The organism is Klebsiella sp. CD33 (assembly GCF_051992865.1).
In the GTDB taxonomy this organism is placed as follows: Bacteria; Pseudomonadota; Gammaproteobacteria; order Enterobacterales; family Enterobacteriaceae; genus Klebsiella; species Klebsiella pneumoniae.
Genome location: NZ_CP197023.1, coordinates 4,139,560 through 4,163,217, shown reverse-complemented (window position 1 = coordinate 4,163,217; position 23,658 = coordinate 4,139,560). Strand labels below are relative to the sequence as shown.

Annotated in this window: 18 protein-coding genes, 4 tRNA genes and 3 rRNA genes; 15 read left to right on the top strand and 10 right to left on the bottom strand. The window is 54.8% G+C overall.

What is annotated here, in order from left to right; all coding sequences use genetic code 11:
- Nucleotides 1-78 precede the first annotated feature (78 nt).
- From metQ to metN, 3 genes are read right to left on the bottom strand one after another with little or no spacing between them, the layout of a single operon-like run.
- Nucleotides 79-894 (bottom strand): methionine ABC transporter substrate-binding lipoprotein MetQ, encoded by an 816-nt coding sequence (gene metQ / locus ACR809_RS20505; protein ID WP_002889445.1) that lies wholly within the window; start codon nucleotides 892-894, stop codon nucleotides 79-81.
- A 43-nt stretch (nucleotides 895-937) separates the two neighbouring features.
- Nucleotides 938-1,591 (bottom strand): methionine ABC transporter permease MetI, encoded by a 654-nt coding sequence (locus ACR809_RS20500; protein WP_002889448.1) that lies wholly within the window; start codon nucleotides 1,589-1,591, stop codon nucleotides 938-940.
- Nucleotides 1,584-2,615 carry a methionine ABC transporter ATP-binding protein MetN gene (gene metN, locus ACR809_RS20495; RefSeq protein ID WP_002889450.1) on the bottom strand — a complete coding sequence of 344 codons (1,032 nt, stop codon included), beginning with the start codon at nucleotides 2,613-2,615 and terminating at the stop codon, nucleotides 1,584-1,586. Before metN ends, ACR809_RS20500 begins: the two co-directional genes overlap by 8 nt.
- Nucleotides 2,616-2,803: 188 nt before the next feature.
- On the opposite strand from metN, the gene gmhB reads away from it, so the two are divergent.
- The 8 genes from gmhB to dkgB all read left to right on the top strand — a co-directional run bounded on the left by gmhB (nucleotide 2,804) and on the right by dkgB (nucleotide 9,994).
- The gene (gmhB, locus tag ACR809_RS20490) at nucleotides 2,804-3,370 is read left to right on the top strand and encodes a D-glycero-beta-D-manno-heptose 1,7-bisphosphate 7-phosphatase (protein WP_002889452.1); all 567 of its coding nucleotides are present in this window, start codon (nucleotides 2,804-2,806) and stop codon (nucleotides 3,368-3,370) included.
- Nucleotides 3,371-3,738: 368 nt separating this feature from the next.
- Nucleotides 3,739-5,278: ribosomal RNA gene (locus tag ACR809_RS20485) — 16S ribosomal RNA — on the top strand.
- 71 nt (nucleotides 5,279-5,349) lie between these two features.
- Nucleotides 5,350-5,426 (top strand) — tRNA-Ile (locus ACR809_RS20480).
- 105 nt (nucleotides 5,427-5,531) lie between these two features.
- Nucleotides 5,532-5,607: transfer RNA gene (locus ACR809_RS20475), tRNA-Ala, on the top strand.
- A 169-nt stretch (nucleotides 5,608-5,776) separates the two neighbouring features.
- Nucleotides 5,777-8,679: ribosomal RNA gene (locus ACR809_RS20470) — 23S ribosomal RNA — on the top strand.
- A 97-nt stretch (nucleotides 8,680-8,776) separates the two neighbouring features.
- Nucleotides 8,777-8,892: ribosomal RNA gene (gene rrf, locus ACR809_RS20465) — 5S ribosomal RNA — on the top strand.
- Together the 16S, 23S and 5S rRNA genes with 3 tRNA genes alongside form the textbook arrangement of a ribosomal RNA operon.
- A gap of 57 nt (nucleotides 8,893-8,949) precedes the next feature.
- A tRNA-Asp gene (locus ACR809_RS20460) sits at nucleotides 8,950-9,026 on the top strand.
- 164 nt (nucleotides 9,027-9,190) lie between these two features.
- Nucleotides 9,191-9,994, top strand: coding sequence for a 2,5-didehydrogluconate reductase DkgB (dkgB, locus tag ACR809_RS20455; RefSeq protein ID WP_002889598.1), 804 nt, complete (start codon nucleotides 9,191-9,193; stop codon nucleotides 9,992-9,994).
- Between the two features lie 45 nt (nucleotides 9,995-10,039).
- Here the strand turns inward: dkgB and yafC are convergent, their stop codons facing one another.
- Nucleotides 10,040-10,945 carry a DNA-binding transcriptional regulator YafC gene (gene yafC, locus ACR809_RS20450; protein WP_025861719.1) on the bottom strand — a complete coding sequence of 302 codons (906 nt, stop codon included), beginning with the start codon at nucleotides 10,943-10,945 and terminating at the stop codon, nucleotides 10,040-10,042.
- A 104-nt stretch (nucleotides 10,946-11,049) separates the two neighbouring features.
- Here yafC and ACR809_RS20445 point away from each other — a divergent pair, with 104 nt between their 5' ends.
- The 3 genes from ACR809_RS20445 (at nucleotide 11,050) to ACR809_RS20435 (ending at nucleotide 14,002) form a co-directional block, all read left to right on the top strand.
- On the top strand, nucleotides 11,050-12,240 hold the full coding sequence (locus ACR809_RS20445; protein WP_122051545.1) for an MFS transporter: 1,191 nt from the start codon (nucleotides 11,050-11,052) through the stop codon (nucleotides 12,238-12,240).
- A 102-nt stretch (nucleotides 12,241-12,342) separates the two neighbouring features.
- Complete coding sequence (locus ACR809_RS20440) at nucleotides 12,343-13,140, top strand: endonuclease/exonuclease/phosphatase family protein (RefSeq protein WP_122051661.1); 798 nt, start codon at nucleotides 12,343-12,345, stop codon at nucleotides 13,138-13,140.
- Between the two features lie 91 nt (nucleotides 13,141-13,231).
- Complete coding sequence (locus ACR809_RS20435; protein WP_122051544.1) at nucleotides 13,232-14,002, top strand: class I SAM-dependent methyltransferase; 771 nt, start codon at nucleotides 13,232-13,234, stop codon at nucleotides 14,000-14,002.
- 57 nt (nucleotides 14,003-14,059) lie between these two features.
- On the opposite strand, the gene mltD is transcribed toward ACR809_RS20435, so the two are convergent.
- Together mltD and gloB are read right to left on the bottom strand one after the other, a co-directional pair.
- Nucleotides 14,060-15,427 carry a murein transglycosylase D gene (gene mltD / locus ACR809_RS20430; protein WP_002889632.1) on the bottom strand — a complete coding sequence of 456 codons (1,368 nt, stop codon included), beginning with the start codon at nucleotides 15,425-15,427 and terminating at the stop codon, nucleotides 14,060-14,062.
- Nucleotides 15,428-15,498: 71 nt separating this feature from the next.
- A complete protein-coding gene (gene gloB, locus ACR809_RS20425; protein WP_004145833.1) occupies nucleotides 15,499-16,254 on the bottom strand; it encodes a hydroxyacylglutathione hydrolase in 756 nt (251 codons plus the stop codon).
- Between the two features lie 32 nt (nucleotides 16,255-16,286).
- Here gloB and ACR809_RS20420 point away from each other — a divergent pair, with 32 nt between their 5' ends.
- A complete protein-coding gene (locus ACR809_RS20420) occupies nucleotides 16,287-17,009 on the top strand; it encodes a class I SAM-dependent methyltransferase (RefSeq protein ID WP_002889685.1) in 723 nt (240 codons plus the stop codon).
- Here ACR809_RS20420 and rnhA read toward each other — a convergent pair.
- Nucleotides 17,006-17,473: a ribonuclease HI gene (gene rnhA, locus ACR809_RS20415; RefSeq protein ID WP_002889686.1), complete on the bottom strand. Its 468-nt coding sequence runs from the start codon at nucleotides 17,471-17,473 to the stop codon at nucleotides 17,006-17,008. The genes ACR809_RS20420 and rnhA overlap by 4 nt on opposite strands.
- Before the next feature lie 64 nt (nucleotides 17,474-17,537).
- On the opposite strand from rnhA, the gene dnaQ reads away from it, so the two are divergent.
- Together dnaQ and ACR809_RS20405 are read left to right on the top strand one after the other, a co-directional pair.
- Nucleotides 17,538-18,269 carry a DNA polymerase III subunit epsilon gene (gene dnaQ, locus ACR809_RS20410; protein WP_004152034.1) on the top strand — a complete coding sequence of 244 codons (732 nt, stop codon included), beginning with the start codon at nucleotides 17,538-17,540 and terminating at the stop codon, nucleotides 18,267-18,269.
- A gap of 133 nt (nucleotides 18,270-18,402) precedes the next feature.
- Nucleotides 18,403-18,479 (top strand) — tRNA-Asp (locus ACR809_RS20405).
- A gap of 59 nt (nucleotides 18,480-18,538) precedes the next feature.
- Here the strand turns inward: ACR809_RS20405 and ACR809_RS20400 are convergent.
- A complete protein-coding gene (locus ACR809_RS20400; protein WP_122051543.1) occupies nucleotides 18,539-19,420 on the bottom strand; it encodes a LysR family transcriptional regulator in 882 nt (293 codons plus the stop codon).
- A 103-nt stretch (nucleotides 19,421-19,523) separates the two neighbouring features.
- Between ACR809_RS20400 and eamB the strand changes: the two genes are divergently transcribed.
- Complete coding sequence (gene eamB / locus ACR809_RS20395) at nucleotides 19,524-20,114, top strand: cysteine/O-acetylserine transporter (RefSeq protein WP_004177339.1); 591 nt, start codon at nucleotides 19,524-19,526, stop codon at nucleotides 20,112-20,114.
- Nucleotides 20,115-20,144: 30 nt separating this feature from the next.
- Here the strand turns inward: eamB and ACR809_RS20390 are convergent, their stop codons facing one another.
- Complete coding sequence (locus tag ACR809_RS20390; protein ID WP_002889689.1) at nucleotides 20,145-20,915, bottom strand: amidohydrolase; 771 nt, start codon at nucleotides 20,913-20,915, stop codon at nucleotides 20,145-20,147.
- Between the two features lie 178 nt (nucleotides 20,916-21,093).
- Nucleotides 21,094-23,538 carry an acyl-CoA dehydrogenase FadE gene (fadE, locus tag ACR809_RS20385; RefSeq protein ID WP_122051542.1) on the bottom strand — a complete coding sequence of 815 codons (2,445 nt, stop codon included), beginning with the start codon at nucleotides 23,536-23,538 and terminating at the stop codon, nucleotides 21,094-21,096.
- Nucleotides 23,539-23,658: the final 120 nt, after the last annotated feature.

The window sequence follows — 23,658 nt, the reverse complement described above, 5'->3', positions numbered from 1 at the left end:
CGTTATTGAATCAGGTGCTTGCATAAATGACAAGACGGGCGTGAAGCCCGTCCTGAATGATATTACGGTGAGAAAAGATTACCAGCCTTTCACGGCACCGCCGTTAAAGATCTTGTTTGCTGCTTCGTAAACTTCATCGCTCTGGTAAGCCTGAACGAATTTTTTCACATTCTCAGCATCTTTATTGTCTTCACGCGCCACAATCAGGTTCACGTAAGGAGACTCTTTACCTTCAACAAAGATGCCGTCTTTCGCCGGGGTCAGGCCAATCTGGCTGGCGTAAGTGGTGTTGATAACGGCCAGCGCAATCTGCGCATCGTCCAGGGAACGCGGCAGCTGCGGCGCCTCCAGTTCAACAATCTTCAGGTTTTTCGGGTTCTCGACGATGTCCAGCGAGGTCGGCAGCAGGCCTACGCCATCCTTCAGTTTGATCAGGCCCACCTGCTGCAGCAGCAGCAGAGAACGACCGAGGTTGGTCGGATCGTTAGGGACGGCGATCTGCGAGCCCGGCTGCAGTTCGTCCAGCGATTTGATTTTCTTCGAATAACCCGCGATCGGGTAGACGAAGGTGTTACCGACAGCCACCAGCTTATAGCCGCGGTCTTTAATCTGCTGATCGAGATACGGTTTATGCTGGAAGGCGTTCACGTCGATATCGCCTTTGCTCAGCGCTTCGTTCGGCAGAACGTAATCGTTGAAGGTCACCAGCTCAACATCGAGGCCATACTTCTCTTTTGCCACTTTCTGCGCAACTTCAGCGACCTGCTGTTCCGCCCCGACGATAACGCCGACTTTAATATGATTCGGATCTTTTTCATCCTGACCGCAACCCACCAGCGCCAGAGAACCGATTAACGCGCCAACTGCCGCAAAAGTTTTGAAATTAAAGGCCATGTTATTTCCTTCCTGTAAGAATGAGTGTTGTCTGCCAATAACGTTATTTGTGAGTCACAGCCCGGACGATGCGATCGCCAGAGAATTGAATTAAATAAACCAGAACAACCAGCAATACCAGTACGGTATTCATCACGGTGGCGTTATATCCAATATAGCCATACTGATAACCAATCTGACCCAGGCCACCGGCGCCCACCGCGCCGCCCATTGCGGAATAACCCACCAGCGTGATGAGCGTGATGGTGGCGGCGTTGACCAGACCCGGCAATGCTTCAGGTAGCAGGACTTTGCGCACGATCTGCAGCGGCGTGGCGCCCATCGCGCGGGAGGCTTCAATAAGGCCGGTGGGGATCTCCAGCAGGGCGTTCTCCACCATGCGGGCGATAAACGGCGCGGCGCCAACTGTTAATGGCACAATCGCTGCCTGCAGGCCGATAGAGGTACCGACGATCACGCGGGTAAACGGAATCATCCAGACCAGCAGGATAATGAACGGGATGGAGCGGAAAATATTCACCAGCGCCGACAGCGTGCGGTACAGTTTGGCATTGGCGACGATTTGCCCCGGACGGGTAACGTACAGCAGCACGCCCACCGGCAGGCCGAGGACAAAACCGAAGAAGCCAGAGACAAAAGTCATTGCCAGCGTTTCCCATACGCCGCGCAACAGCAGCCACATCATTGCCTCAGACATAACCCAATACCTCTACTTTTACATGATGTTCCTGCAGCCAGGCGATGGCCGCCTGAGTGTCTTCCTGTGTACCGTGCATTTCGGTGAGCATGATGCCGAACTTCACCCCGCCGGCATAATCCATCTGCGCGCTGATAATGTTGTTATTCACGTTGAAGCGACGCGCGGTTTCAGAGAGCAGCGGCGCATCGACGGAGTGGCCGGTAAATTCCATGCGCAGCATCGGTACGCTATCCGCTGTGGCGGTAGGTTTCAGGCGCGCCTGATAGTCATCCGGAATATCGAGGTGCAGAGTGGACTGAATAAACTGCTGAGCCAGCGGCGTCTTCGGATGGGAGAAGACTTCGCTCACGGTGTCCTGCTCGATCAGTTGACCATTACTAATGACCGCCACGCAGTCGCAGATACGTTTAACCACGTCCATTTCATGGGTGATCAACAGAATGGTCAGCCCCAGACGACGGTTAATGTCTTTCAGCAGTTCGAGAATGGAACGGGTAGTGGCCGGATCCAGGGCGCTGGTGGCTTCATCGCACAGCAATACTTTAGGATTGCTGGCCAGCGCGCGGGCAATCGCCACGCGCTGTTTCTGGCCGCCGGAGAGGTTGGCCGGGTAGCTGTCGTGCTTATCACCCAGACCGACAAGATCCAGCAGCTCCGTGACACGGCGTTTGATTTCAGCCTGCGGCGTGTTATCCAGCTCCAGGGGTAATGCCACGTTGCCGAAAACGGTCCGCGAGGCCAACAGGTTAAAATGCTGGAAAATCATGCCAATTTGACGGCGAGCGCGGGTTAGCTCTTTCTCCGACAGGGCAGTCAGTTCCTGACCGTCAACCTGTACGCTGCCCTCGGTCGGGCGCTCCAGCAGGTTCACGCAGCGAATCAGCGTACTTTTACCGGCGCCGGAGGCACCGATGACGCCGTAAATCTGTCCGGCAGGGACATGCAGGCTGACGTTATTCAGCGCCTGAATGCTGCGATTCCCCTGCTGGAATACTTTGGTGATATTGGAAAGTTTAATCATCAGTTATTTATTATCGTTTAGCCGTTTGCCGTGGCATTTTCTTCTGCCGTATCCAGGCGATGCCTGGGAATGAAATGGATGTTAAGGCATCCAGACGTCTAAATCAATCTGACTCTTTATAATGAGCACTTTCTTGCATGCGGAAACATGCGATACTAGCGGCACTAGTCTTTTTCAGGAGCAAACCGGTGGCAAAGTCAGTACCCGCAATTTTTCTCGACCGTGACGGCACTATTAATGTCGATCATGGCTACGTCCACGAAATCGACAATTTTGAATTTATCGATGGCGTCATTGACGCGATGCGCGAACTAAAAGAGATGGGCTACGCGCTGGTGCTGGTCACTAACCAGTCCGGTATTGCCCGCGGTAAATTTACCGAAGCCCAGTTTGAAACGCTGACCGAATGGATGGACTGGTCTCTGGCAGACCGCGGTGTCGACCTCGACGGTATCTACTATTGCCCGCATCACCCGCAGGGTGCGGTTGAGGAGTACCGTCAGACCTGTGATTGTCGTAAACCGCATCCGGGGATGCTGATTTCCGCCCGCGACTATCTGCATATCGATATGGCTGCTTCTTATATGGTAGGGGACAAACTGGAAGATATGCAGGCGGCAGCGGCTGCGGATGTCGGGACTAAAGTACTGGTGCGCACCGGTAAACCCCTGACTGAAGAAGCGGAAAAAGCGGCGGATTGGGTGCTAAATAGCCTGGCAGAGCTGCCGGCGGCGATTAAAAAGCAGCAAAAATAAGCGCTGCGTTTAAAAGATGAGCGGTTGAAATAAAATTGTATTTTTCCGCTTGTCATTCCCGGAGAGCTCCCTATAATGCGCCTCCATCGACACGGCAGATGTGAATCACTTCACACAAACAGCCGGTTCGGTTGCAGAGAAAAATCCTGAAAAACGGGTTGACTCTGAAAGAGGAAAGCGTAATATACGCCACCTCGCGACAGAGCGCTAAAGCGCGTCGCAACTGCTCTTTAACAATTTATCAGACAATCTGTGTGGGCACTCAAAGTGACATGGATTCTTAACGTCCTCGGACGAAAAATGAATACCAAGTCTCAAGAGTGAACACGTAATTCATTACGAAGTTTAATTCTTTGAGCATCAAACTTAAATTGAAGAGTTTGATCATGGCTCAGATTGAACGCTGGCGGCAGGCCTAACACATGCAAGTCGAGCGGTAGCACAGAGAGCTTGCTCTCGGGTGACGAGCGGCGGACGGGTGAGTAATGTCTGGGAAACTGCCTGATGGAGGGGGATAACTACTGGAAACGGTAGCTAATACCGCATAACGTCGCAAGACCAAAGTGGGGGACCTTCGGGCCTCATGCCATCAGATGTGCCCAGATGGGATTAGCTAGTAGGTGGGGTAACGGCTCACCTAGGCGACGATCCCTAGCTGGTCTGAGAGGATGACCAGCCACACTGGAACTGAGACACGGTCCAGACTCCTACGGGAGGCAGCAGTGGGGAATATTGCACAATGGGCGCAAGCCTGATGCAGCCATGCCGCGTGTGTGAAGAAGGCCTTCGGGTTGTAAAGCACTTTCAGCGGGGAGGAAGGCGTTAAGGTTAATAACCTTGGCGATTGACGTTACCCGCAGAAGAAGCACCGGCTAACTCCGTGCCAGCAGCCGCGGTAATACGGAGGGTGCAAGCGTTAATCGGAATTACTGGGCGTAAAGCGCACGCAGGCGGTCTGTCAAGTCGGATGTGAAATCCCCGGGCTCAACCTGGGAACTGCATTCGAAACTGGCAGGCTAGAGTCTTGTAGAGGGGGGTAGAATTCCAGGTGTAGCGGTGAAATGCGTAGAGATCTGGAGGAATACCGGTGGCGAAGGCGGCCCCCTGGACAAAGACTGACGCTCAGGTGCGAAAGCGTGGGGAGCAAACAGGATTAGATACCCTGGTAGTCCACGCCGTAAACGATGTCGATTTGGAGGTTGTGCCCTTGAGGCGTGGCTTCCGGAGCTAACGCGTTAAATCGACCGCCTGGGGAGTACGGCCGCAAGGTTAAAACTCAAATGAATTGACGGGGGCCCGCACAAGCGGTGGAGCATGTGGTTTAATTCGATGCAACGCGAAGAACCTTACCTGGTCTTGACATCCACAGAACTTTCCAGAGATGGATTGGTGCCTTCGGGAGCTGTGAGACAGGTGCTGCATGGCTGTCGTCAGCTCGTGTTGTGAAATGTTGGGTTAAGTCCCGCAACGAGCGCAACCCTTATCCTTTGTTGCCAGCGGTTCGGCCGGGAACTCAAAGGAGACTGCCAGTGATAAACTGGAGGAAGGTGGGGATGACGTCAAGTCATCATGGCCCTTACGACCAGGGCTACACACGTGCTACAATGGCATATACAAAGAGAAGCGACCTCGCGAGAGCAAGCGGACCTCATAAAGTATGTCGTAGTCCGGATTGGAGTCTGCAACTCGACTCCATGAAGTCGGAATCGCTAGTAATCGTAGATCAGAATGCTACGGTGAATACGTTCCCGGGCCTTGTACACACCGCCCGTCACACCATGGGAGTGGGTTGCAAAAGAAGTAGGTAGCTTAACCTTCGGGAGGGCGCTTACCACTTTGTGATTCATGACTGGGGTGAAGTCGTAACAAGGTAACCGTAGGGGAACCTGCGGTTGGATCACCTCCTTACCTTAAAGAACCTGCCTTTGTAGTGCTCACACAGATTGTCTGATGAAAATAGAGCAGTAAGTAATCTCTGCAGGCTTGTAGCTCAGGTGGTTAGAGCGCACCCCTGATAAGGGTGAGGTCGGTGGTTCAAGTCCACTCAGGCCTACCAAATTCGCTCTCGTGCTTTGTTGTGGCAAAGCTCGCATACTTCAGTATGCTTCGCTTCACCACGCCGCGCCCGAAAACGAATTAAGGTTAAAGAGATTCATTCGATGGGGCTATAGCTCAGCTGGGAGAGCGCCTGCTTTGCACGCAGGAGGTCTGCGGTTCGATCCCGCATAGCTCCACCATCTTTACTGCGAACACAAGAAAACTTCAGAGTGAACCTGAAAAGGTGCACTGCGAAGTTTTGCTCTTTAAAAATCTGGATCAAGCTGAAAATTGAAACGACACACAATTAATGTGTGTTCGAGTCTCTCAAATTTTCGCAATCAGAAGTGAAACATCTTCGGGTTGTGAGGTTAAGCGACTAAGCGTACACGGTGGATGCCCTGGCAGTCAGAGGCGATGAAGGACGTGCTAATCTGCGAAAAGCGTCGGTAAGGTGATATGAACCGTTACAGCCGGCGATGTCCGAATGGGGAAACCCAGTGCAATTCGTTGCACTATCGTTAACTGAATACATAGGTTAACGAGGCGAACCGGGGGAACTGAAACATCTAAGTACCCCGAGGAAAAGAAATCAACCGAGATTCCCCCAGTAGCGGCGAGCGAACGGGGAGCAGCCCAGAGTCTGAATCAGCTTGTGTGTTAGTGGAACGGTCTGGAAAGTCCGACGGTACAGGGTGATAGTCCCGTACACCAAAATGCACAGGCTGTGAACTCGAAGAGTAGGGCGGGACACGTGGTATCCTGTCTGAATATGGGGGGACCATCCTCCAAGGCTAAATACTCCTGACTGACCGATAGTGAACCAGTACCGTGAGGGAAAGGCGAAAAGAACCCCGGCGAGGGGAGTGAAAAAGAACCTGAAACCGTGTACGTACAAGCAGTGGGAGCACCTTTATGGTGTGACTGCGTACCTTTTGTATAATGGGTCAGCGACTTATATTCTGTAGCAAGGTTAACCGTATAGGGGAGCCGCAGGGAAACCGAGTCTTAACTGGGCGTTAAGTTGCAGGGTATAGACCCGAAACCCGGTGATCTAGCCATGGGCAGGTTGAAGGTTGGGTAACACTAACTGGAGGACCGAACCGACTAATGTTGAAAAATTAGCGGATGACTTGTGGCTGGGGGTGAAAGGCCAATCAAACCGGGAGATAGCTGGTTCTCCCCGAAAGCTATTTAGGTAGCGCCTCGTGAACTCATCTTCGGGGGTAGAGCACTGTTTCGGCTAGGGGGTCATCCCGACTTACCAACCCGATGCAAACTACGAATACCGAAGAATGTTATCACGGGAGACACACGGCGGGTGCTAACGTCCGTCGTGAAGAGGGAAACAACCCAGACCGCCAGCTAAGGTCCCAAAGTCATGGTTAAGTGGGAAACGATGTGGGAAGGCACAGACAGCCAGGATGTTGGCTTAGAAGCAGCCATCATTTAAAGAAAGCGTAATAGCTCACTGGTCGAGTCGGCCTGCGCGGAAGATGTAACGGGGCTAAACCATGCACCGAAGCTGCGGCAGCGACACTATGTGTTGTTGGGTAGGGGAGCGTTCTGTAAGCCTGCGAAGGTGTGCTGTGAGGCATGCTGGAGGTATCAGAAGTGCGAATGCTGACATAAGTAACGATAAAGCGGGTGAAAAGCCCGCTCGCCGGAAGACCAAGGGTTCCTGTCCAACGTTAATCGGGGCAGGGTGAGTCGACCCCTAAGGCGAGGCCGAAAGGCGTAGTCGATGGGAAACAGGTTAATATTCCTGTACTTGGTGTTACTGCGAAGGGGGGACGGAGAAGGCTATGTTAGCCGGGCGACGGTTGTCCCGGTTTAAGCATGTAGGCTGGTTGTCCAGGCAAATCCGGATAATCAAGGCTGAGGTGTGATGACGAGGCACTACGGTGCTGAAGTAACAAATGCCCTGCTTCCAGGAAAAGCCTCTAAGCATCAGGTAACATTAAATCGTACCCCAAACCGACACAGGTGGTCAGGTAGAGAATACCAAGGCGCTTGAGAGAACTCGGGTGAAGGAACTAGGCAAAATGGTGCCGTAACTTCGGGAGAAGGCACGCTGGTGTGTAGGTGAAGTCCCTGCGGATGGAGCTGAGACCAGTCGAAGATACCAGCTGGCTGCAACTGTTTATTAAAAACACAGCACTGTGCAAACACGAAAGTGGACGTATACGGTGTGACGCCTGCCCGGTGCCGGAAGGTTAATTGATGGGGTTATCCGTAAGGAGAAGCTCTTGATCGAAGCCCCGGTAAACGGCGGCCGTAACTATAACGGTCCTAAGGTAGCGAAATTCCTTGTCGGGTAAGTTCCGACCTGCACGAATGGCGTAATGATGGCCAGGCTGTCTCCACCCGAGACTCAGTGAAATTGAACTCGCTGTGAAGATGCAGTGTACCCGCGGCAAGACGGAAAGACCCCGTGAACCTTTACTATAGCTTGACACTGAACATTGAGCCTTGATGTGTAGGATAGGTGGGAGGCTTTGAAGCGTGGACGCCAGTCTGCGTGGAGCCAACCTTGAAATACCACCCTTTAATGTTTGATGTTCTAACGTTGGCCCCTTATCGGGGTTGCGGACAGTGTCTGGTGGGTAGTTTGACTGGGGCGGTCTCCTCCCAAAGCGTAACGGAGGAGCACGAAGGTTAGCTAATCCTGGTCGGACATCAGGAGGTTAGTGCAATGGCATAAGCTAGCTTGACTGCGAGCGTGACGGCGCGAGCAGGTGCGAAAGCAGGTCATAGTGATCCGGTGGTTCTGAATGGAAGGGCCATCGCTCAACGGATAAAAGGTACTCCGGGGATAACAGGCTGATACCGCCCAAGAGTTCATATCGACGGCGGTGTTTGGCACCTCGATGTCGGCTCATCACATCCTGGGGCTGAAGTAGGTCCCAAGGGTATGGCTGTTCGCCATTTAAAGTGGTACGCGAGCTGGGTTTAGAACGTCGTGAGACAGTTCGGTCCCTATCTGCCGTGGGCGCTGGAGAATTGAGGGGGGCTGCTCCTAGTACGAGAGGACCGGAGTGGACGCATCACTGGTGTTCGGGTTGTCATGCCAATGGCACTGCCCGGTAGCTAAATGCGGAAGAGATAAGTGCTGAAAGCATCTAAGCACGAAACTTGCCCCGAGATGAGTTCTCCCTGAGACTTTAAGTCTCCTGAAGGAACGTTGAAGACGACGACGTTGATAGGCCGGGTGTGTAAGCGCAGCGATGCGTTGAGCTAACCGGTACTAATGAACCGTGAGGCTTAACCTTACAACGCCGAAGATGTTTTGGCGGATTTGAGAGAATTTTCAGCTCTGATACAGATTAATCGATACGTTGGTGAGACGTGTTGATAAAACAGAATTTGCCTGGCGGCACTAGCGCGGTGGTCCCACCTGACCCCATGCCGAACTCAGAAGTGAAACGCCGTAGCGCCGATGGTAGTGTGGGGTCTCCCCATGTGAGAGTAGGGAACTGCCAGGCATCAAATTGCAGTAAGCCGGGGTGACAACCGGTGGTAATAAAGCGAAGAAATTCGGTGGAGCGGTAGTTCAGTCGGTTAGAATACCTGCCTGTCACGCAGGGGGTCGCGGGTTCGAGTCCCGTCCGTTCCGCCACTTATTAAGAGCCCTGAGCATTTGCTCAGGGCTTTTTTGTTTGATCTGTTCTCTATTATTGCTAATTCAGCAAAAATCCTCTGCATTAATCGCTCTTTTTCCCCTCCACACCATCAGCCATAATTTCATCCGTTAACCGAAATGAAGAAATAACGAGGAAAATCATGGCAATCCCTGCATTTGGTCTTGGCACCTTCCGTCTGAAAGATGATGTTGTTATCGCATCCGTAAAAACCGCGCTGGAGCTGGGCTATCGTGCTATCGACACCGCGCAAATCTATGACAACGAAGCCGCGGTGGGTCAGGCTATCGCCGAAAGCGGCGTGCCGCGTGATGAGCTGTTCATCACTACCAAAATCTGGATCGAGAACCTGAGCAAAGACAAACTCATCGCCAGCCTGCAAGAAAGTCTGCAGAAGCTGCGCACGGACTATGTTGACCTGACGCTCATCCACTGGCCGGCACCGAACGATGCGGTTGCCGTTGAAGAGTTTATGGCAGCCTTGATGGAAGCGAAGAAGCTGGGTCTGACCCGTCAGATTGGTATCTCCAACTTCACTATTCCACTGATGGAGCGCGCGATTGCCGCCGTTGGCGCTGAAAACATTGCGACCAACCAGATTGAACTCTCGCCGTATCTGCAAAACCGTAAAGTCGTCGACTGGGCACGTGAGCACGGCATCCACATCACCTCTTACATGACGCTGGCTTATGGTAAGGCGCTGAAAGATGAAGTGATTGCCCGTATCGCGGCGAAACATAATGCGACTCCGGCGCAGGTTATCCTGGCATGGGCGATGGGCGAGGGGTATGCGGTGATCCCGTCCTCGACGAAGCGTGATAACCTGGCCAGCAACCTGAAGGCGCTGGATCTGCAGTTGGATGATGAAGATCGACAGGCGATCGCTGCGCTGGATTGCAACGATCGGCTGGTGAGCCCGGAAGGTCTGGCGCCGCAGTGGGATTAATCACTCGCTACCGGTATGCCGTTCGCCCTGCCGCCCGAGAAGGTATTACGACAGCTCCTTCGGGAGCTGTTTTACGTGGTCGCTCAGAAAATCAATAAATGCCCTGATGCGAGTGCTGACCGCCCGGTCGCTGTAATAGACGGCACTGAAAGGCATTTCCACCGGTAAGCGCTTATCGGCCAGTAGCTCGACAAACTCTCCGCTGGCAATCTCTTTATCCACCATGTAATCCGACAGGCAGGCAATACCGTTGCCGGTCAGGCACAGCTGCTTGAGCGTTTCGCCGCTATTGGATGACACCGCCGCTTCGATCTCTAACAGCTGGCCATCGCAACAGGAGACCGGCCAGGTATTCAGCGATACCGGCTCGGTGAAGCCGAGGCAGTGATGCTGTTTCAGATCGGATGGATGCTGCGGCATACCGTAGCGCGCGACATAGTCGGGCGAGGCGACGATCTTACGATAGCTGGTAAACAGCGGTCGGGCGCGCAGGCTGGAATCCGTTAAGGTCCCGGCCCGAATGGCCACATCCACTTTCCGTTCAATCAGATTGATAAACGTCTCAGACGAGACGAGCGACAGCGTCATTTCCGGGTAGCGTTCGCGAAATGACTTCACCAGCGGCATGAGAAAATGCAGCATCACCGGCGTCGCGGCATCTACCCGCAGCAGGCCCCGCGGCGTCGTGCGCGTCTCCAGCAGATCGTTCTCTGCCGCCGCCATTTCCTGCAAGACCACCTGCATCCGGCGAAAATAGCGCTCGCCTTCTTCTGTCAGGCTGAGCTGGCGGGTGGTCCGATTGAGCAGGCTTACGCCTAGCTTTGATTCCAGCTTTTTGACCGCCCGGCTGACGGCGGAGTTGGCCTGTCCGAGCTGCTCGGCCGCCCGGCTGAAACTCCCGCTTTCCACCACCGCCACAAAGATGGCGATCTCCTCTGATGTGGCTCTCATTATTGCACCTATAGCAAAATTCTATTGATACTTTGATAGTTTTTGTTATTTATACAACCCTTCATACTACGTGTCATCTTAATCCTGATGCTACGGAGTAAATTATGCCACTGGCGCTATTTGCCTTAACCATCGGTGCCTTCGCAATTGGCACCACTGAATTTGTGATTGTCGGCCTGGTCCCGACGATTGCCCAGCAACTCTCTATCTCCCTGCCTTCGGCGGGACTGCTGGTCTCTATCTACGCGCTGGGCGTGGCGATCGGCGCCCCGGTACTGACGGCGTTGACCGGGCGTATGCCGCGTAAACAGCTGCTGCTGGCGTTGATGGTCCTGTTTACGGCGGGTAATGTGCTGGCCTGGCAGGCCCCGGGCTATGAAACGCTGATCCTGGCGCGACTGCTGACCGGCCTGGCACACGGCGTGTTCTTCTCTATTGGCTCGACAATTGCTACCAGCCTGGTGGCAAAAGAGAAAGCAGCCTCGGCCATCGCCATTATGTTCGGTGGCCTGACGGTCGCGCTGGTGACCGGCGTTCCCTTTGGCACCTTTATTGGCCAGCATTTCGGCTGGCGGGAAACCTTCCTCGCGGTATCGATTCTCGGGGTGATTGCGCTAATCAGCAGTCTGCTTCTGGTGCCGAATAATATTCCGGGCCGCGCCAGCGCCAGCCTGCGCGATCAGATGAAAGTATTAACTCATCCTCGCCTGCTGATGATCTACGCCATTACCGCGCTGGGCTACGGCGGCGTGTTTACCGCCTTTACCTTCCTTGCGCCGATGATGCAGGAGCTGGCCGGTTTCAGTCCGTCAGCGGTGAGCTGGATCCTGCTGGGCTATGGTGTCTCGGTCGCTATCGGTAATGTGTGGGGGGGCAAACTGGCCGATAAGCATGGCGCCGTCTCCGCGCTGAAGTTTATCTTCGCCGCGCTGGTGGTGCTGCTGCTGGTCTTCCAGTTGACCGCCAGCGTTCACTATGCCGCGCTGGCAACGGTACTGGTGATGGGCATCTTCGCCTTCGGCAACGTGCCGGGTTTGCAGGTGTATGTGGTGCAAAAAGCCGAACAGTACACGCCTGGCGCCGTCGACGTCGCTTCCGGCCTGAATATTGCCGCCTTTAACGTCGGCATTGCTCTGGGGTCCATCGTCGGCGGACAGACGGTCGAGCGGTACGGTCTGGCGCAGACGCCGTGGATTGGCGCGATGATTGTGCTGGTCGCTTTGCTGTTGGTGGTCCTGAGCGGACGTTTAGATAAATTGCCACGCCGTTCGGCAGCGCTTTCTCCCGAAGGCTAAGGGTTTCTCGCAATTTGCATTGAAAGTGTATGGGAAAATCCCTATAACAGAATAACCAGTCGTCGTCGGGCTGGTTTCTGTTATCGAGGATTAATGCCCAAATTGCGAAAGAACACCTACGCCATGCGCTATGTCGCCGGACAACCTGCGGAGAGAATATTGCCTCCGGGGGCGTTTGCGGGCGTGAGTCCGGTTTATCCCGCCGGTACGCCATTAAGCAGCGATGAGAAGATCCGCGTGCTGGTATGGAATATCTTCAAGCAGCAGCGCGCAGAGTGGCAGTCGATCCTCAAAAATTTCGGCAAAGATGCGCATTTGGTCCTGTTGCAGGAGGCGCAAACCACCCCAGAACTGGTCCGGTTCGCGACTTCAAACTATCTGGCCGCCGATCAGGTGCCGGCGCTGGTATTGCCGCAGCATCCTTCCGGCGTAATGACGCTGGCCTCCGCGCACCCCATCTATTGCTGTCCGCTGCGCGAGCGCGAGCCTATTTTGCGATTGCCGAAATCGGCGTTAGTGACCGTTTATCCGCTGCCGGATGCGCGGTTGTTGATGGTAGTCAATATCCATGCCGTCAACTTTAGCCTTGGCGTCGACGTCTACAGCAAACAGCTGCTGCCAATTGGCGATCAGATCGCCCATCACAGCGGGCCGGTGATCATGGCCGGCGACTTCAATGCCTGGAGCCGGCCGCGGATGAATGCGCTGTACCGCTTTGCGCGTGAGATGTCGTTACGCGAAGTTCGTTTCTCAGACGATCAGCGCCGCCGCGCGTTTGGTCGTCCCCTCGATTTTGTGTTCTACCGTGGGTTAAGCGTGCACGATGCTTCCGTGCTGGTGACCCGCGCCTCCGACCACAACCCGCTACTAGTCGAATTCAGTCCCGGCAAGCCTGATTAATTTAAGGTTGGTCAGGCCTGCCATGGGGCAGGCCTGACCATGCATGGTGCTGCCTTTTATTACTCAAAAAAAACCGTAAGGACAAGACAACATGACAACACGCTCTCACCATGACAACGTCGAAAAGCAGTTCGGCTCCCAGGCCAGCGCCTATCTGACCAGCGCCGTACACGCCTCTGGTCGCGATCTGCAGCGGCTGGCGGAACGGCTGGCTGATTTTCCTCAGGCGAAAGTGCTGGATATGGGCTGCGGGGCAGGGCACGCCAGCTTTACCGCGGCGGGACAGGTTACCGAGGTGACCGCCTATGATTTATCGAGCCAGATGCTGGAGGTCGTTGCCGCCGCGGCAAAGGAGAAAGGTTTTAGCAATATCGTGACCCAGCAGGGGTACGCCGAAACGCTGCCGTTCGCTGATGCCAGCTTTGATGTGGTGATTAGCCGCTACTCTGCTCACCACTGGCATGACGTTGGCCAGGCGCTGCGTGAGGTGAAACGTGTTCTCAAGCCGGGCGGGGTGATTATCGTGATGGACGTGATGTCGCCGGGTCATCCGGTAGGTGATGTCTGGCTGCAGACGGTGGAAGCCCTGCGCGACACCTCGCATGTGCGTAATTATTCCAGCGGCGAGTGGTTGACGCTGGCGACTGAAGCGGGGCTGGTGGTTAACCAGTTGTTGACCGATCGCCTGCCGCTGGAGTTCAGTTCATGGGTGGCGCGGATGCGTACTCCTGAGCCGCTGGTGGAGGCGATTCGCTTATATCAGCAGAGCGCTTCGGCGGAGGTCAAAGCGTACTTCGAGTTACAGGAGGACGGATCGTTTACCAGCGATACCATTCTGTTCGAAGCGCATAAAGCGGTTTAATTTAGGCAATAAAAAAGGCACCGGGGAAGTCGGTGCCTTTTTGTCGAACCAGAGGTATCAGGACTCTGGTCGATCGCTGTTTTTCACAAACAACGTTAGCTGATCGCCTGGGCGCAGGTTGTCGGTATCGCTGTTCCAGCGCATCACGTCGCGAATATTAACGCCGTGACGTTTGGCGATGCTCGACAGCGAATCGCCTTTACGAACGCGATAGGTGATGCTATCGCTGTTGTTCGCCAGACGCTGGGCGCTGCTGCCTGCGCCAATAACCAGATTCTGCCCAACCTTTAATCCAGAGCCGCGCAGGTTATTCCACTGCTGCAGATCGCGGGTCGTCACACCAAGACGGGAAGCTATCCCGGAAATGGTGTCGCCGGAACGCACCTTATAGCTACGGCTGGTCAGCGGCGTATTGTCTGCGAGCTGCGTCGGCTGCACGGCGGCAATGTCGCCAGAGGCCAGCGATTCACGCAGCTGTGCGGCGTGCTTCTGCGGCACCATGACGTACTTTGGCCCGCTCGCGCCCAGCGTTGACCCTTTTACGCCCGCATTGAACGTCTTCAGCTTGCTGACCGGCATACCGGCCATGTCCGCGAGCTGAGAAATATCAACCGGACTGTCGAGGCGAACGCGCGCCAGCGCACGGCTTTCATCAGCCGTAGGCAGCTTTACGCCGTAACGTTTGCTGTTTTTGAGAATGTCGCTCAATGCCAGCATTTTCGGGACGTAGATTTTCGTTTCATGCGGCAGAGACAGCGACCAGAAATCGGTGGGTTTGCCACGCGAACGGTTCGCTTTTACTGCCTTCATGACCCGGCCTTCGCCGCTGTTATAGGCTGCGACCGTTAACAACCAGTCGCCGTCGAACATTTTGTTCAGACGTTGCATCATGTCCAGCGCCGCGGTAGTAGACGCGACGACATCACGACGCGCATCGTAACTGCGGGTCTGTTTTAAACCATAATTGCGCCCTGTGCTCGGAATGATCTGCCAAATGCCTGCGGCATTGGCGCCAGACGTCGCGTGTGGGTCAAAAGCGCTCTCCACTATGGGTAGTAATACCAGTTCCATTGGCATGTTACGTTTCTTAACCTGCCCGGCTATCCAGTACATATACGGCTCTGCCCGTAAAGTTACATCGTGGAGATAGCTCTTATTTCTTAAGTACTTCTGTTTCTGTTCGCGAATCCGGGGATTATCCGGTATTCCCATCTTTAGCTCGTCGCCTATGGAAGTCCACAGATCCTGGTCTTGCGCGTAGAAGGTTCCATCATCTAACCAGCGCGCTTGACTTGTGAACTTGCCTGCTTCCCCTTGACCAGCCGCAGAAAGGCTCTGTGCTCGCTGTTCGACGGTGCCGTCGTGCTTAGACGCCTGGCACCCCACCAGCAGGACAGAGGCGAGTAATATCGCTCGTGCCTTCATGTGTGTGTCAATAGTTGCTTAAAAGACGACCAAGGATAACGGCGAAGTTGGCCGATGACAAGAATTAAATATCAGAAGTCATCTTTCTTTGACCTTAACCATGCAAATCGCGCCACAGAGTGTTGCAAATTTGTTTCTTTGTTAATTTTGTCAATTAAATCAATATCATTTACGCGTAAAAATAAATTTATACGCCGCTCATTTTTCAGAGTTACGGGTAGTGTTTTTTGTTTTTTTGCACGTAACTCATTAACTTTATGATAGTAATCGTTTATGTCCCTATCATCTGGCAGGATACTCAATGCAAACTTCATATTCGCTAACGTATATTCATGTGCGCAACATATGAGGGTTTCTTCAGGAAGGGCATTAATTTTCATAAATGATTGATACATCTGCTCTGCTGTACCTTCGAACAGCCTTCCGCAGCCGCCGGAAAACATCGTATCGCCACAGAACAGATAAGGTTCGCTGTAGTAACAGATATGTCCTAATGTGTGACCTGGCGTAGAGAAAATGGAAAAATCGTGCCCGAGAATTGACAGCCGATCGCCATCGCCTACCACCTGAGTGACGCCTTTATCCTGGGTTTCCGCTGGCCCGTAAACCACTATAGAAGGGAATTTTTCACGTAATTGTTTTACGCCGCCGACGTGATCCTGATGATGATGGGTCAATAAAATAGCCTCGGGCTGCCACTGGTTTTCCTCGATGGCCGCCAGAACCGGCGCGGCTTCGCCTGGATCTACGATGATGCAGCGGCCGTTATTCTCACTGAGAACCCAGATGTAGTTGTCCTGAAACGCGGGAATACTGATAAGATTCATAAATTACCTCTAAAGCGTAGCGGAAGGTGGCAATGAAGCCGGCAAGGATACCTCACACAGTGACAGCGCCTGAGCATTGGTCCAGTATGCCGTGGGGCGAATACTATCGCGAAACGCTGGAGCAGCAGATGAAACCGTGGCTGGCTAAATTATATGGCTTTCATCTGCTTAAGATTGGCAATCTGAGCGCGGAAATCAATACCGAAGCTTGCGCCATCTCGCACCAGGTGAATGTCTCGCTGGCGGGAAATCCAATGCAGGTCCGGGCTGACCCGCTGCATTTACCCTTTGCCGAAAAGTCCGTTGACGCCTGCCTGCTGGCGCACACCCTGCCGTGGTGTAGCGATCCGCATCGTCTGCTGCGGGAAGCCGATCGTGTACTGATCGATGATGGCTGGATGATCCTGACCGGGTTTAATCCGGTCAGCCTGATGGGGTTGCGTAAGCTGGTGCCGGTCCTGCGCAAAGGAACGCCTTATAATAGCCGTATGTTTACGCTGATGCGCCAGCTGGACTGGCTGGCGCTGCTCAACTTTGAAGTGCTGCACTATGGACGTTACCAGGTTTTGCCCTGGTCGCGCCATGGCGGCAAATTGTTGAGCACCCATCTGCCGGCGCTGGGCTGTTTGCAATTGATTGTCGCCCGCAAACGGACCATTCCGCTGACGCTCAATCCGATGAAATCCGGCAAAGCGAAAACTCAGCTGCGGCCGGCGGTGGGCGCCACCCGGCAGTGGCGCAAAGGGCAGAATTAACTCTCAGGCAGGTAGCCGACATCGTCCAGTGTGGGGTGGGAGGCCGCCGCGCGCGCCAACTCGTCGCAGCGTTCATTTTCAGGATGGCCGGCGTGGCCCTTTACCCATTCCCATTTAATTTTATGCTGGCCAAGCGCGGCGTCCAGCCGCTGCCAGAGGTCGACATTTTTCACCGGCTTTTTCTCTGCCGTTTTCCAGCCGCGCTTTTTCCAGTTGTGGATCCACTGGGTGATCCCCTGACGAACATACTGGCTGTCAGTGCTGAGCACTACTTCGCAATGCTCTTTTAACGCTTCCAGGGCAACAATTGCCGCCATCAGTTCCATGCGGTTATTGGTGGTCAGACGGTAGCCAGCGCTGAAGGTTTTTTCGTGCTGGCGGTAGCGCATGATGGCGCCGTAGCCGCCAGGTCCTGGATTACCCAGGCAAGAGCCGTCGGTGAAAATTTCTACCTGTTTGAGCATCTCTGGTAGACTTCCTGTAATTGAAATCGATTTGTAAACGATAAGTCTGACATAAATGACCGCTATGAGCACTGCAATTACGCGCCAGATTGTTCTCGATACCGAAACCACCGGTATGAACCAGATCGGGGCACACTACGAAGGACACAAGATCATTGAGATCGGCGCCGTGGAGGTGATCAACCGCCGCCTGACCGGTAACAATTTTCACGTCTATCTGAAGCCCGATCGGCTGGTGGATCCTGAAGCATTCGGCGTACACGGGATCGCCGATGAGTTCCTGCTGGATAAACCTACCTTTGCCGACGTGGCTGATGAGTTTATGGATTACATCCGCGGCGCGGAGCTGGTGATCCATAACGCCTCGTTCGATATCGGCTTTATGGATTATGAATTCAGTAAGCTAAACCGCGGCATCGGAAAAACCGAGACCTTTTGTAAAATAACCGACAGTTTGGCGCTGGCGCGGAAAATGTTTCCAGGCAAGCGCAACAGCCTCGATGCGCTATGTTCGCGTTACGAAATAGACAACAGCAAGCGTACGCTGCACGGGGCGTTGCTCGATGCCCAGATCCTTGCCGATGTCTATTTGATGATGACCGGCGGCCAGACTTCGATGGCGTTCTCTATGGAAGGCGAAAGCCAGCAGCAGGCGGGAGAGATGGGAATTCAGCGCGTCGTCCGCGCCGGCAGTCAGTTACGCGTGGTTTATGCCTCAGATGAAGAACTGGCGAACCATGAATCCCGCCTCGACCTGGTACAAAAGAAAGGCGGAAGCTGCCTGTGGCGTGCCTGATAGCCACTAAAATGAATTAAAAGTAGGCGGTTGGGTGATTTTTGCAGCAAACGATTCAAAATGGTAGAAAAAGCGTTGACGGGGTAGAGGGGAATCCGTAATATTCGCCTCGTTCCCAACGGAACAACAACGCGGAGCGGTAGTTCAGTCGGTTAGAATACCTGCCTGTCACGCAGGGGGTCGCGGGTTCGAGTCCCGTCCGTTCCGCCACTATTCAGAAAGCCTGAATCAGCAATGATTCAGGCTTTCGTCGTTTTCGTCGCCGAATTTCAGCGCGCCTCTTGTTCCTCCTGCATGCACTGCATAAATACCCGCATCGCCGGACTGATAGCCTTCCCGGCATGGTGGGCGCAGAGCGCATGGATCGTCAACGGCGTCTCGCTGAATGGCAGCTCAACCAGCGTCCCGCGCTTGAGCTCGTCCTCCACCGCAAAGCGTGGCAGAAAACTCACTCCCAGATTTCCCGCCACGCACTGCTTGATACTCTCAATACTCCACAGCTCAATAGTGTTCTCCAGAGTAATTTCGCGTTGGCGCAGGGTGCTTTCAAAAATCTGCCGGAACACGCACTGGGGTTCGTTGATGATAAAGCTCAGCGGGATATGCTGCCGCGGGCACATGAAGTCTACCGGCGCCTGCTCGATCGATGCGACCAGCGCCAGCGACTGCTGGCCAAGCTCCATTATCGTGAGCGCGTCATCGTTACCCACCCGGTAAAACACCCCCAAATCGACCTCGTCGGCAAGCAGCGCATCGCGGATGCTGTAGCAGTTGAGCGACTGCAGCGACAGGCGCACTTTCGGAGCGCGTTGCTTAAAACGCTGCAGCACCCGCGGCATTTTATACGCCAGCAGCGTTTCGCCAGTGGCGACGCGAAGTTCGCCGCCGGGCTCATCGTCCTGGCGTGCCGCCTGACGAATCGAGGCCATCACTTTAGTCAGGTCGTAGACATGCGGCAGGAGCTTCTTACCGGCGGCGGTGAGACACATCCGCCGGCCGATTTTCTCAAATAGCGGGATGGCAAGCTCCTGCTCCAGCTGCTGGATATGAAAAGTCACGGTGGACTGAGTGCAGCATAGTTTCTGCGCCGCGCGCAGAAAGGAACCTTCTTCGACAACAGTTTTGAAGGTGATGAAGCGTCGCAGATCCATATTTCCTCTTTGTATCGATGTTATCGAAGCGAGAATGAAAAAATATTCATTTTTTTAAATTATCAGCTTCGGGTAGTGTCTGCCAGACAAGAGGAGAAAACCCGTGACACCTACCCTGATTAGCGCCTTTTTAACTTACACTTTGATCACCGCCCTGACACCCGGGCCCAACAATATCCTGGCGCTGAGCAGCGTCACCTCCCATGGTCTACGCCGCAGCCTGCGGGTGCTGGCCGGGATGAGCGTCGGGTTTATTATCACTATGCTGATTTGCGCGGCTTTAACCTTTTCGCTGGTTGAACTCGACTCACGCTTTACCCTGGTATTGGGATGGATTGGCGCGGCGTACATCCTGTGGCTGGCCTGGCAGATTGCCAAAAGCAAACCGGCGACAGGGACGCCGAGTGCAGAACCGGTAGGCTTTTGGGCAAGTCTGGGGCTACAGTTCGTCAACGTTAAAATTATTCTGTATGGCATCACCGCGCTTTCTACCTTTGTTCTGCCCGTTACTCGCGAGCCTGTTTGGCTTATCAGCGTGAGTCTGCTGCTGGCGGCGATTGGCGCGCTGGGAAATCTGTGCTGGGCGCTGGCGGGGCATCTGTTTCAGCGCCTGTTTTTGCTGTACGGGCGGCAACTGAACTGGATGCTGGCAGCGTTATTGGTCTACTGTGCTGTGCGGATCGTGGTGGAATAAAAAGGGAGCGCAGCGGCTCCCGAAGGGTGATTAGCCGATCGTGAAAGGATCGGCATCGCGCCAGGCGGGGAATTTTTCACGATATTCCTGAAGGGCGCTCAGCGACAGCTCGGCATCAAGACGAGTGGCCTGATGCGGATCGGCGGTGGCGATAATCTCCCCCTGGGGATTGATAATCCGACTATCGCCGCGGTAATGATGGCCGTTGCCGTCAGTGCCAACCCGGTTACAGCCGGCGACATAGGCCTGGTTTTCAATCGCGCGGGCGATCAGCAGCGACTGCCAGTGCAGCGAGCGCGGCGCCGGCCAGTTGGCGACATACAGCGCCAAATCATAGTCGTTCTGATTACGCGACCATACCGGAAAGCGCAGGTCGTAACAGACCAGCGGCAGGATCCGCCATCCACGCCATTCAAAGACCACGCGCTGGTTTCCGGCCTCATAGTGATGATGTTCATCGGCCATACGGAACAGGTGCCGTTTATCATAATGGTGCACCGTACCGTCAGGCTCGACCAGCAGGAAGCGGTTAACGGCGCCGTGTTCAGTTTGCAGCGCAGCGCTGCCGGCAATCAGCGCCTGGGATTGCGCGGCCCGGGCATGCATCCACTCCACTACGTCGGCCTCGGGTAAAGACTGTTTTGCCGCTTCCATGGCAAAGCCGGTGGTAAACATCTCTGGTAAAACAATCACATCGCGCCCGGTAATTCCTTCCAGTTGGCGATCAAAATGGCGCAGGTTGGCAGGGCCGTCCATCCAGACCAGCGGTTGTTGCAACAGCGAAATTTTCAGGCCAGGCACAATGGTCAACTCCATTCTCATGAGGGGGTTAGGTTAACTGTAACACCATATCAGCCGCGCGGCGGTCCGCGGAATATTTTGTTAAAAAAATGCTACTGATGGAAACGAAAGGGGAGGAGAGGGCGAAAAAAAGGCGGGGAAAGTTCCCCGCCCGGCGTGTGATGTGGTAGTGGTTTTATTATGCAGCTTCAACTTTACGAACTTTTTCCGGCAGCTTTACCGGCTTTGTCGCCAGCTCCTCTGGCGCAAAGTCGTCGACGTTAATGCTGCGCAGACGGCTATGCTCTGCACGGATAAGAATGGCGGCCTCATCCTGACTGATTAATCCTTTGGCCAGCGCGTTGTGGGCCAGCTCATCCAGACGGGTGAACGGCAGATTTTTACCCAACTCTTTGCAGATCCGCTGGTGGATAGGATCGGCCGCCATCACTTCCAGCAGGGCCTCTTCCAGCAGGCCTACCGGGTTATGCTCGCTCGGCGTCAGATACTGACCGCGACCGATGCGGGAGCGCGTGGCGCTGGGCACCTGCAGAATTTTGGCGACCTGGTGGTCCAGCCTATCCGACGGCGCATGATGATGACGGCCGGTCGGGAAGATGACCAGGCGCATTACGCCTGCCACCAGACGGTTCGGGAAATTGTCCAACAGATCGTCAATGGCTTGCTCGGCCTGGTGCAGCGCGTCCTGTACCCCCCAGTGAACCAGCGGCAGATCGGCTTCATTGCGTCCTTCATCGTCATAGCGTTTCAGCACCGCCGAGGCCAGGTACAGCTGGCTTAACACATCCCCCAGACGGGCGGAGATACGTTCGCGTCGCTTGAGGCTGCCGCCGAGCACCGCCATTGAGACGTCTGACAGCAGTGCCAGGTTGGCGCTCAGACGGTTCATTTGCTGATAGTAGCGACGGGTGGCGTCACGGGTCGGCGCGCTGCTGGTGCGCCCGCCGGTCAGGCCCAGCCAGAAACTCCGCACTTTATTACTGCCGACATGGCCGATGTGTTTGAACAGCAGCTTGTCATAGGCGTTCAGGTCATTATTCTGCGCGGCGGCCATCTCCTCCAGTACGTACGGATGGCAGCGAATCGCCCCCTGACCGAAGATCATCATGCTGCGGGTCAGAATGTTTGCGCCTTCCACGGTGATGGCGATAGGCGCGCCCTGATAGGCCCGGGCGAGGAAGTTGCCTTCGCCCAGCATAATGCCTTTCCCGCCGGTAATATCCATCGCGTCGATAATGGAGCGCTGGCCGCGGTGGGTGCAGTGATATTTCACGATAGCGGACAGCACTGCAGGTTTCTCGCCGAGCATGATGCCGTAGGTGATCAGCGACGCCGCAGCGTCCATCACATAGGCGTTACCGGCGATACGCGCCAGCGCCTCTTCAATCCCTTCCATTTTTCCGATGGAGATTTTGAACTGGCGGCGAATATGGGCGTAAGCGCCAGTCGCCATGGCAACGGATTTCAGACCACCGGTGGCGTTGGACGGCAGAGTAATACCGCGGCCGACCGATAGACATTCAACCAGCATGCGCCAGCCCTGACCGGCCATGCTTGGGCCGCCGATGATGTAATCGATAGGCACGAAGATATCTTTGCCGCGGGTTGGACCGTTCTGGAACGGCACATTCAGCGGGAAGTGGCGACGGCCGATTTCCACGCCCGGGGTGGAGGTGGGGATCAGCGCGCAGGTGATACCCAGCTCTTCTTCTCCGCCCAGCAAACGATCCGGGTCAGAGAGTTTGAAAGCCAGCCCCAGCACGGTGGCGATAGGCGCCAGCGTGATATAACGTTTGTTCCAGGTCAGGCGCATCCCCAGCACCTGTTGACCCTGCCAGTCGCCCATGCACACCACGCCGGTATCCGGGATGGCGCCGGCATCAGAGCCCGCTTCCGGGCTGGTGAGAGCGAAGCAAGGGATTTCCAGGCCGCGTGCCAGACGCGGCAGATAATGATTCTTCTGTTCTTCGGTACCGTAATGCTGCAGCAGTTCGCCCGGACCCAGCGAGTTCGGGACGCCGACGGTGATCGCCAGGATGCCGGAGACGCCAGAGAGTTTCTGCAGTACTCGTGCCTGAGCGTAAGCGGAGAACTCAAGTCCGCCATACTCTTTCTTAATGATCATCGCGAAGAAGCGGTGCTCTTTCAGATAGGCCCACAGCTCCGGCGGCAAATCGGCCATTTCGTGGGTGATGGCGAAGTCGTTAGCCATCCGGCAGGCTTCTTCAACTGGGCCGTCGAGGAAAGCTTGCTCTTCGGCGGTCAGCCGCGGCTGCGGATAGTTATGTAACTTTTGCCAGTCAGGATTGCCGCGAAACAGATCGCCTTCCCACCAGGTGGTGCCGGCGTCGATGGCTTCTTTTTCCGTGCGCGACATCGGCGGCATCACCTTGCGGAATGTGCGAAACGCCGGTGCGGAAATCATGGATTTACGCATAGGCGCAAAGTTAAACGGCAACAGTATGATCGCCAGCGGCAGCAGCAGCCAGATATTCCACACTCCGGCCGCGCCGAGCGCCGCGGTCCAGGCGAGCAAAATCACGCTGCTGAGCAGCAGGCTGACCCGGTGATAGAAGAGCGCGCCGAGTAAAACGACGGTTGCAACAATACTCAAAATCATCATAGAGAAATGCTCCCTGAGCTTGTAGGAGGTCTGACCACTTGTGATGTATTGGTTGTAGTGCATGCGTTTTTATTTAGCAATGTGTTTACAAAATAATTACAACCTTGCTCACATTGTTGT

Excerpts from the sequence above, each read along its gene's own strand:
- metQ (WP_002889445.1), bottom strand. The coding sequence starts at position 894 with ATGGCCTTTAATTTCAAAACTTTTGCGGCAGTTGGCGCGTTAATCGGT.
- ACR809_RS20500 (WP_002889448.1), bottom strand. The coding sequence starts at position 1,591 with ATGTCTGAGGCAATGATGTGGCTGCTGTTGCGCGGCGTATGGGAAACG.
- metN (WP_002889450.1), bottom strand. The coding sequence starts at position 2,615 with ATGATTAAACTTTCCAATATCACCAAAGTATTCCAGCAGGGGAATCGC.
- dkgB (WP_002889598.1), top strand. The coding sequence starts at position 9,191 with ATGGCAATCCCTGCATTTGGTCTTGGCACCTTCCGTCTGAAAGATGAT.
- yafC (WP_025861719.1), bottom strand. The coding sequence starts at position 10,945 with ATGAGAGCCACATCAGAGGAGATCGCCATCTTTGTGGCGGTGGTGGAA.
- ACR809_RS20445 (WP_122051545.1), top strand. The coding sequence starts at position 11,050 with ATGCCACTGGCGCTATTTGCCTTAACCATCGGTGCCTTCGCAATTGGC.
- ACR809_RS20435 (WP_122051544.1), top strand. The coding sequence starts at position 13,232 with ATGACAACACGCTCTCACCATGACAACGTCGAAAAGCAGTTCGGCTCC.
- mltD (WP_002889632.1), bottom strand. The coding sequence starts at position 15,427 with ATGAAGGCACGAGCGATATTACTCGCCTCTGTCCTGCTGGTGGGGTGC.
- gloB (WP_004145833.1), bottom strand. The coding sequence starts at position 16,254 with ATGAATCTTATCAGTATTCCCGCGTTTCAGGACAACTACATCTGGGTT.
- ACR809_RS20420 (WP_002889685.1), top strand. The coding sequence starts at position 16,287 with ATGAAGCCGGCAAGGATACCTCACACAGTGACAGCGCCTGAGCATTGG.
- rnhA (WP_002889686.1), bottom strand. The coding sequence starts at position 17,473 with ATGCTCAAACAGGTAGAAATTTTCACCGACGGCTCTTGCCTGGGTAAT.
- dnaQ (WP_004152034.1), top strand. The coding sequence starts at position 17,538 with ATGAGCACTGCAATTACGCGCCAGATTGTTCTCGATACCGAAACCACC.
- ACR809_RS20400 (WP_122051543.1), bottom strand. The coding sequence starts at position 19,420 with ATGGATCTGCGACGCTTCATCACCTTCAAAACTGTTGTCGAAGAAGGT.
- fadE (WP_122051542.1), bottom strand. The coding sequence starts at position 23,538 with ATGATGATTTTGAGTATTGTTGCAACCGTCGTTTTACTCGGCGCGCTC.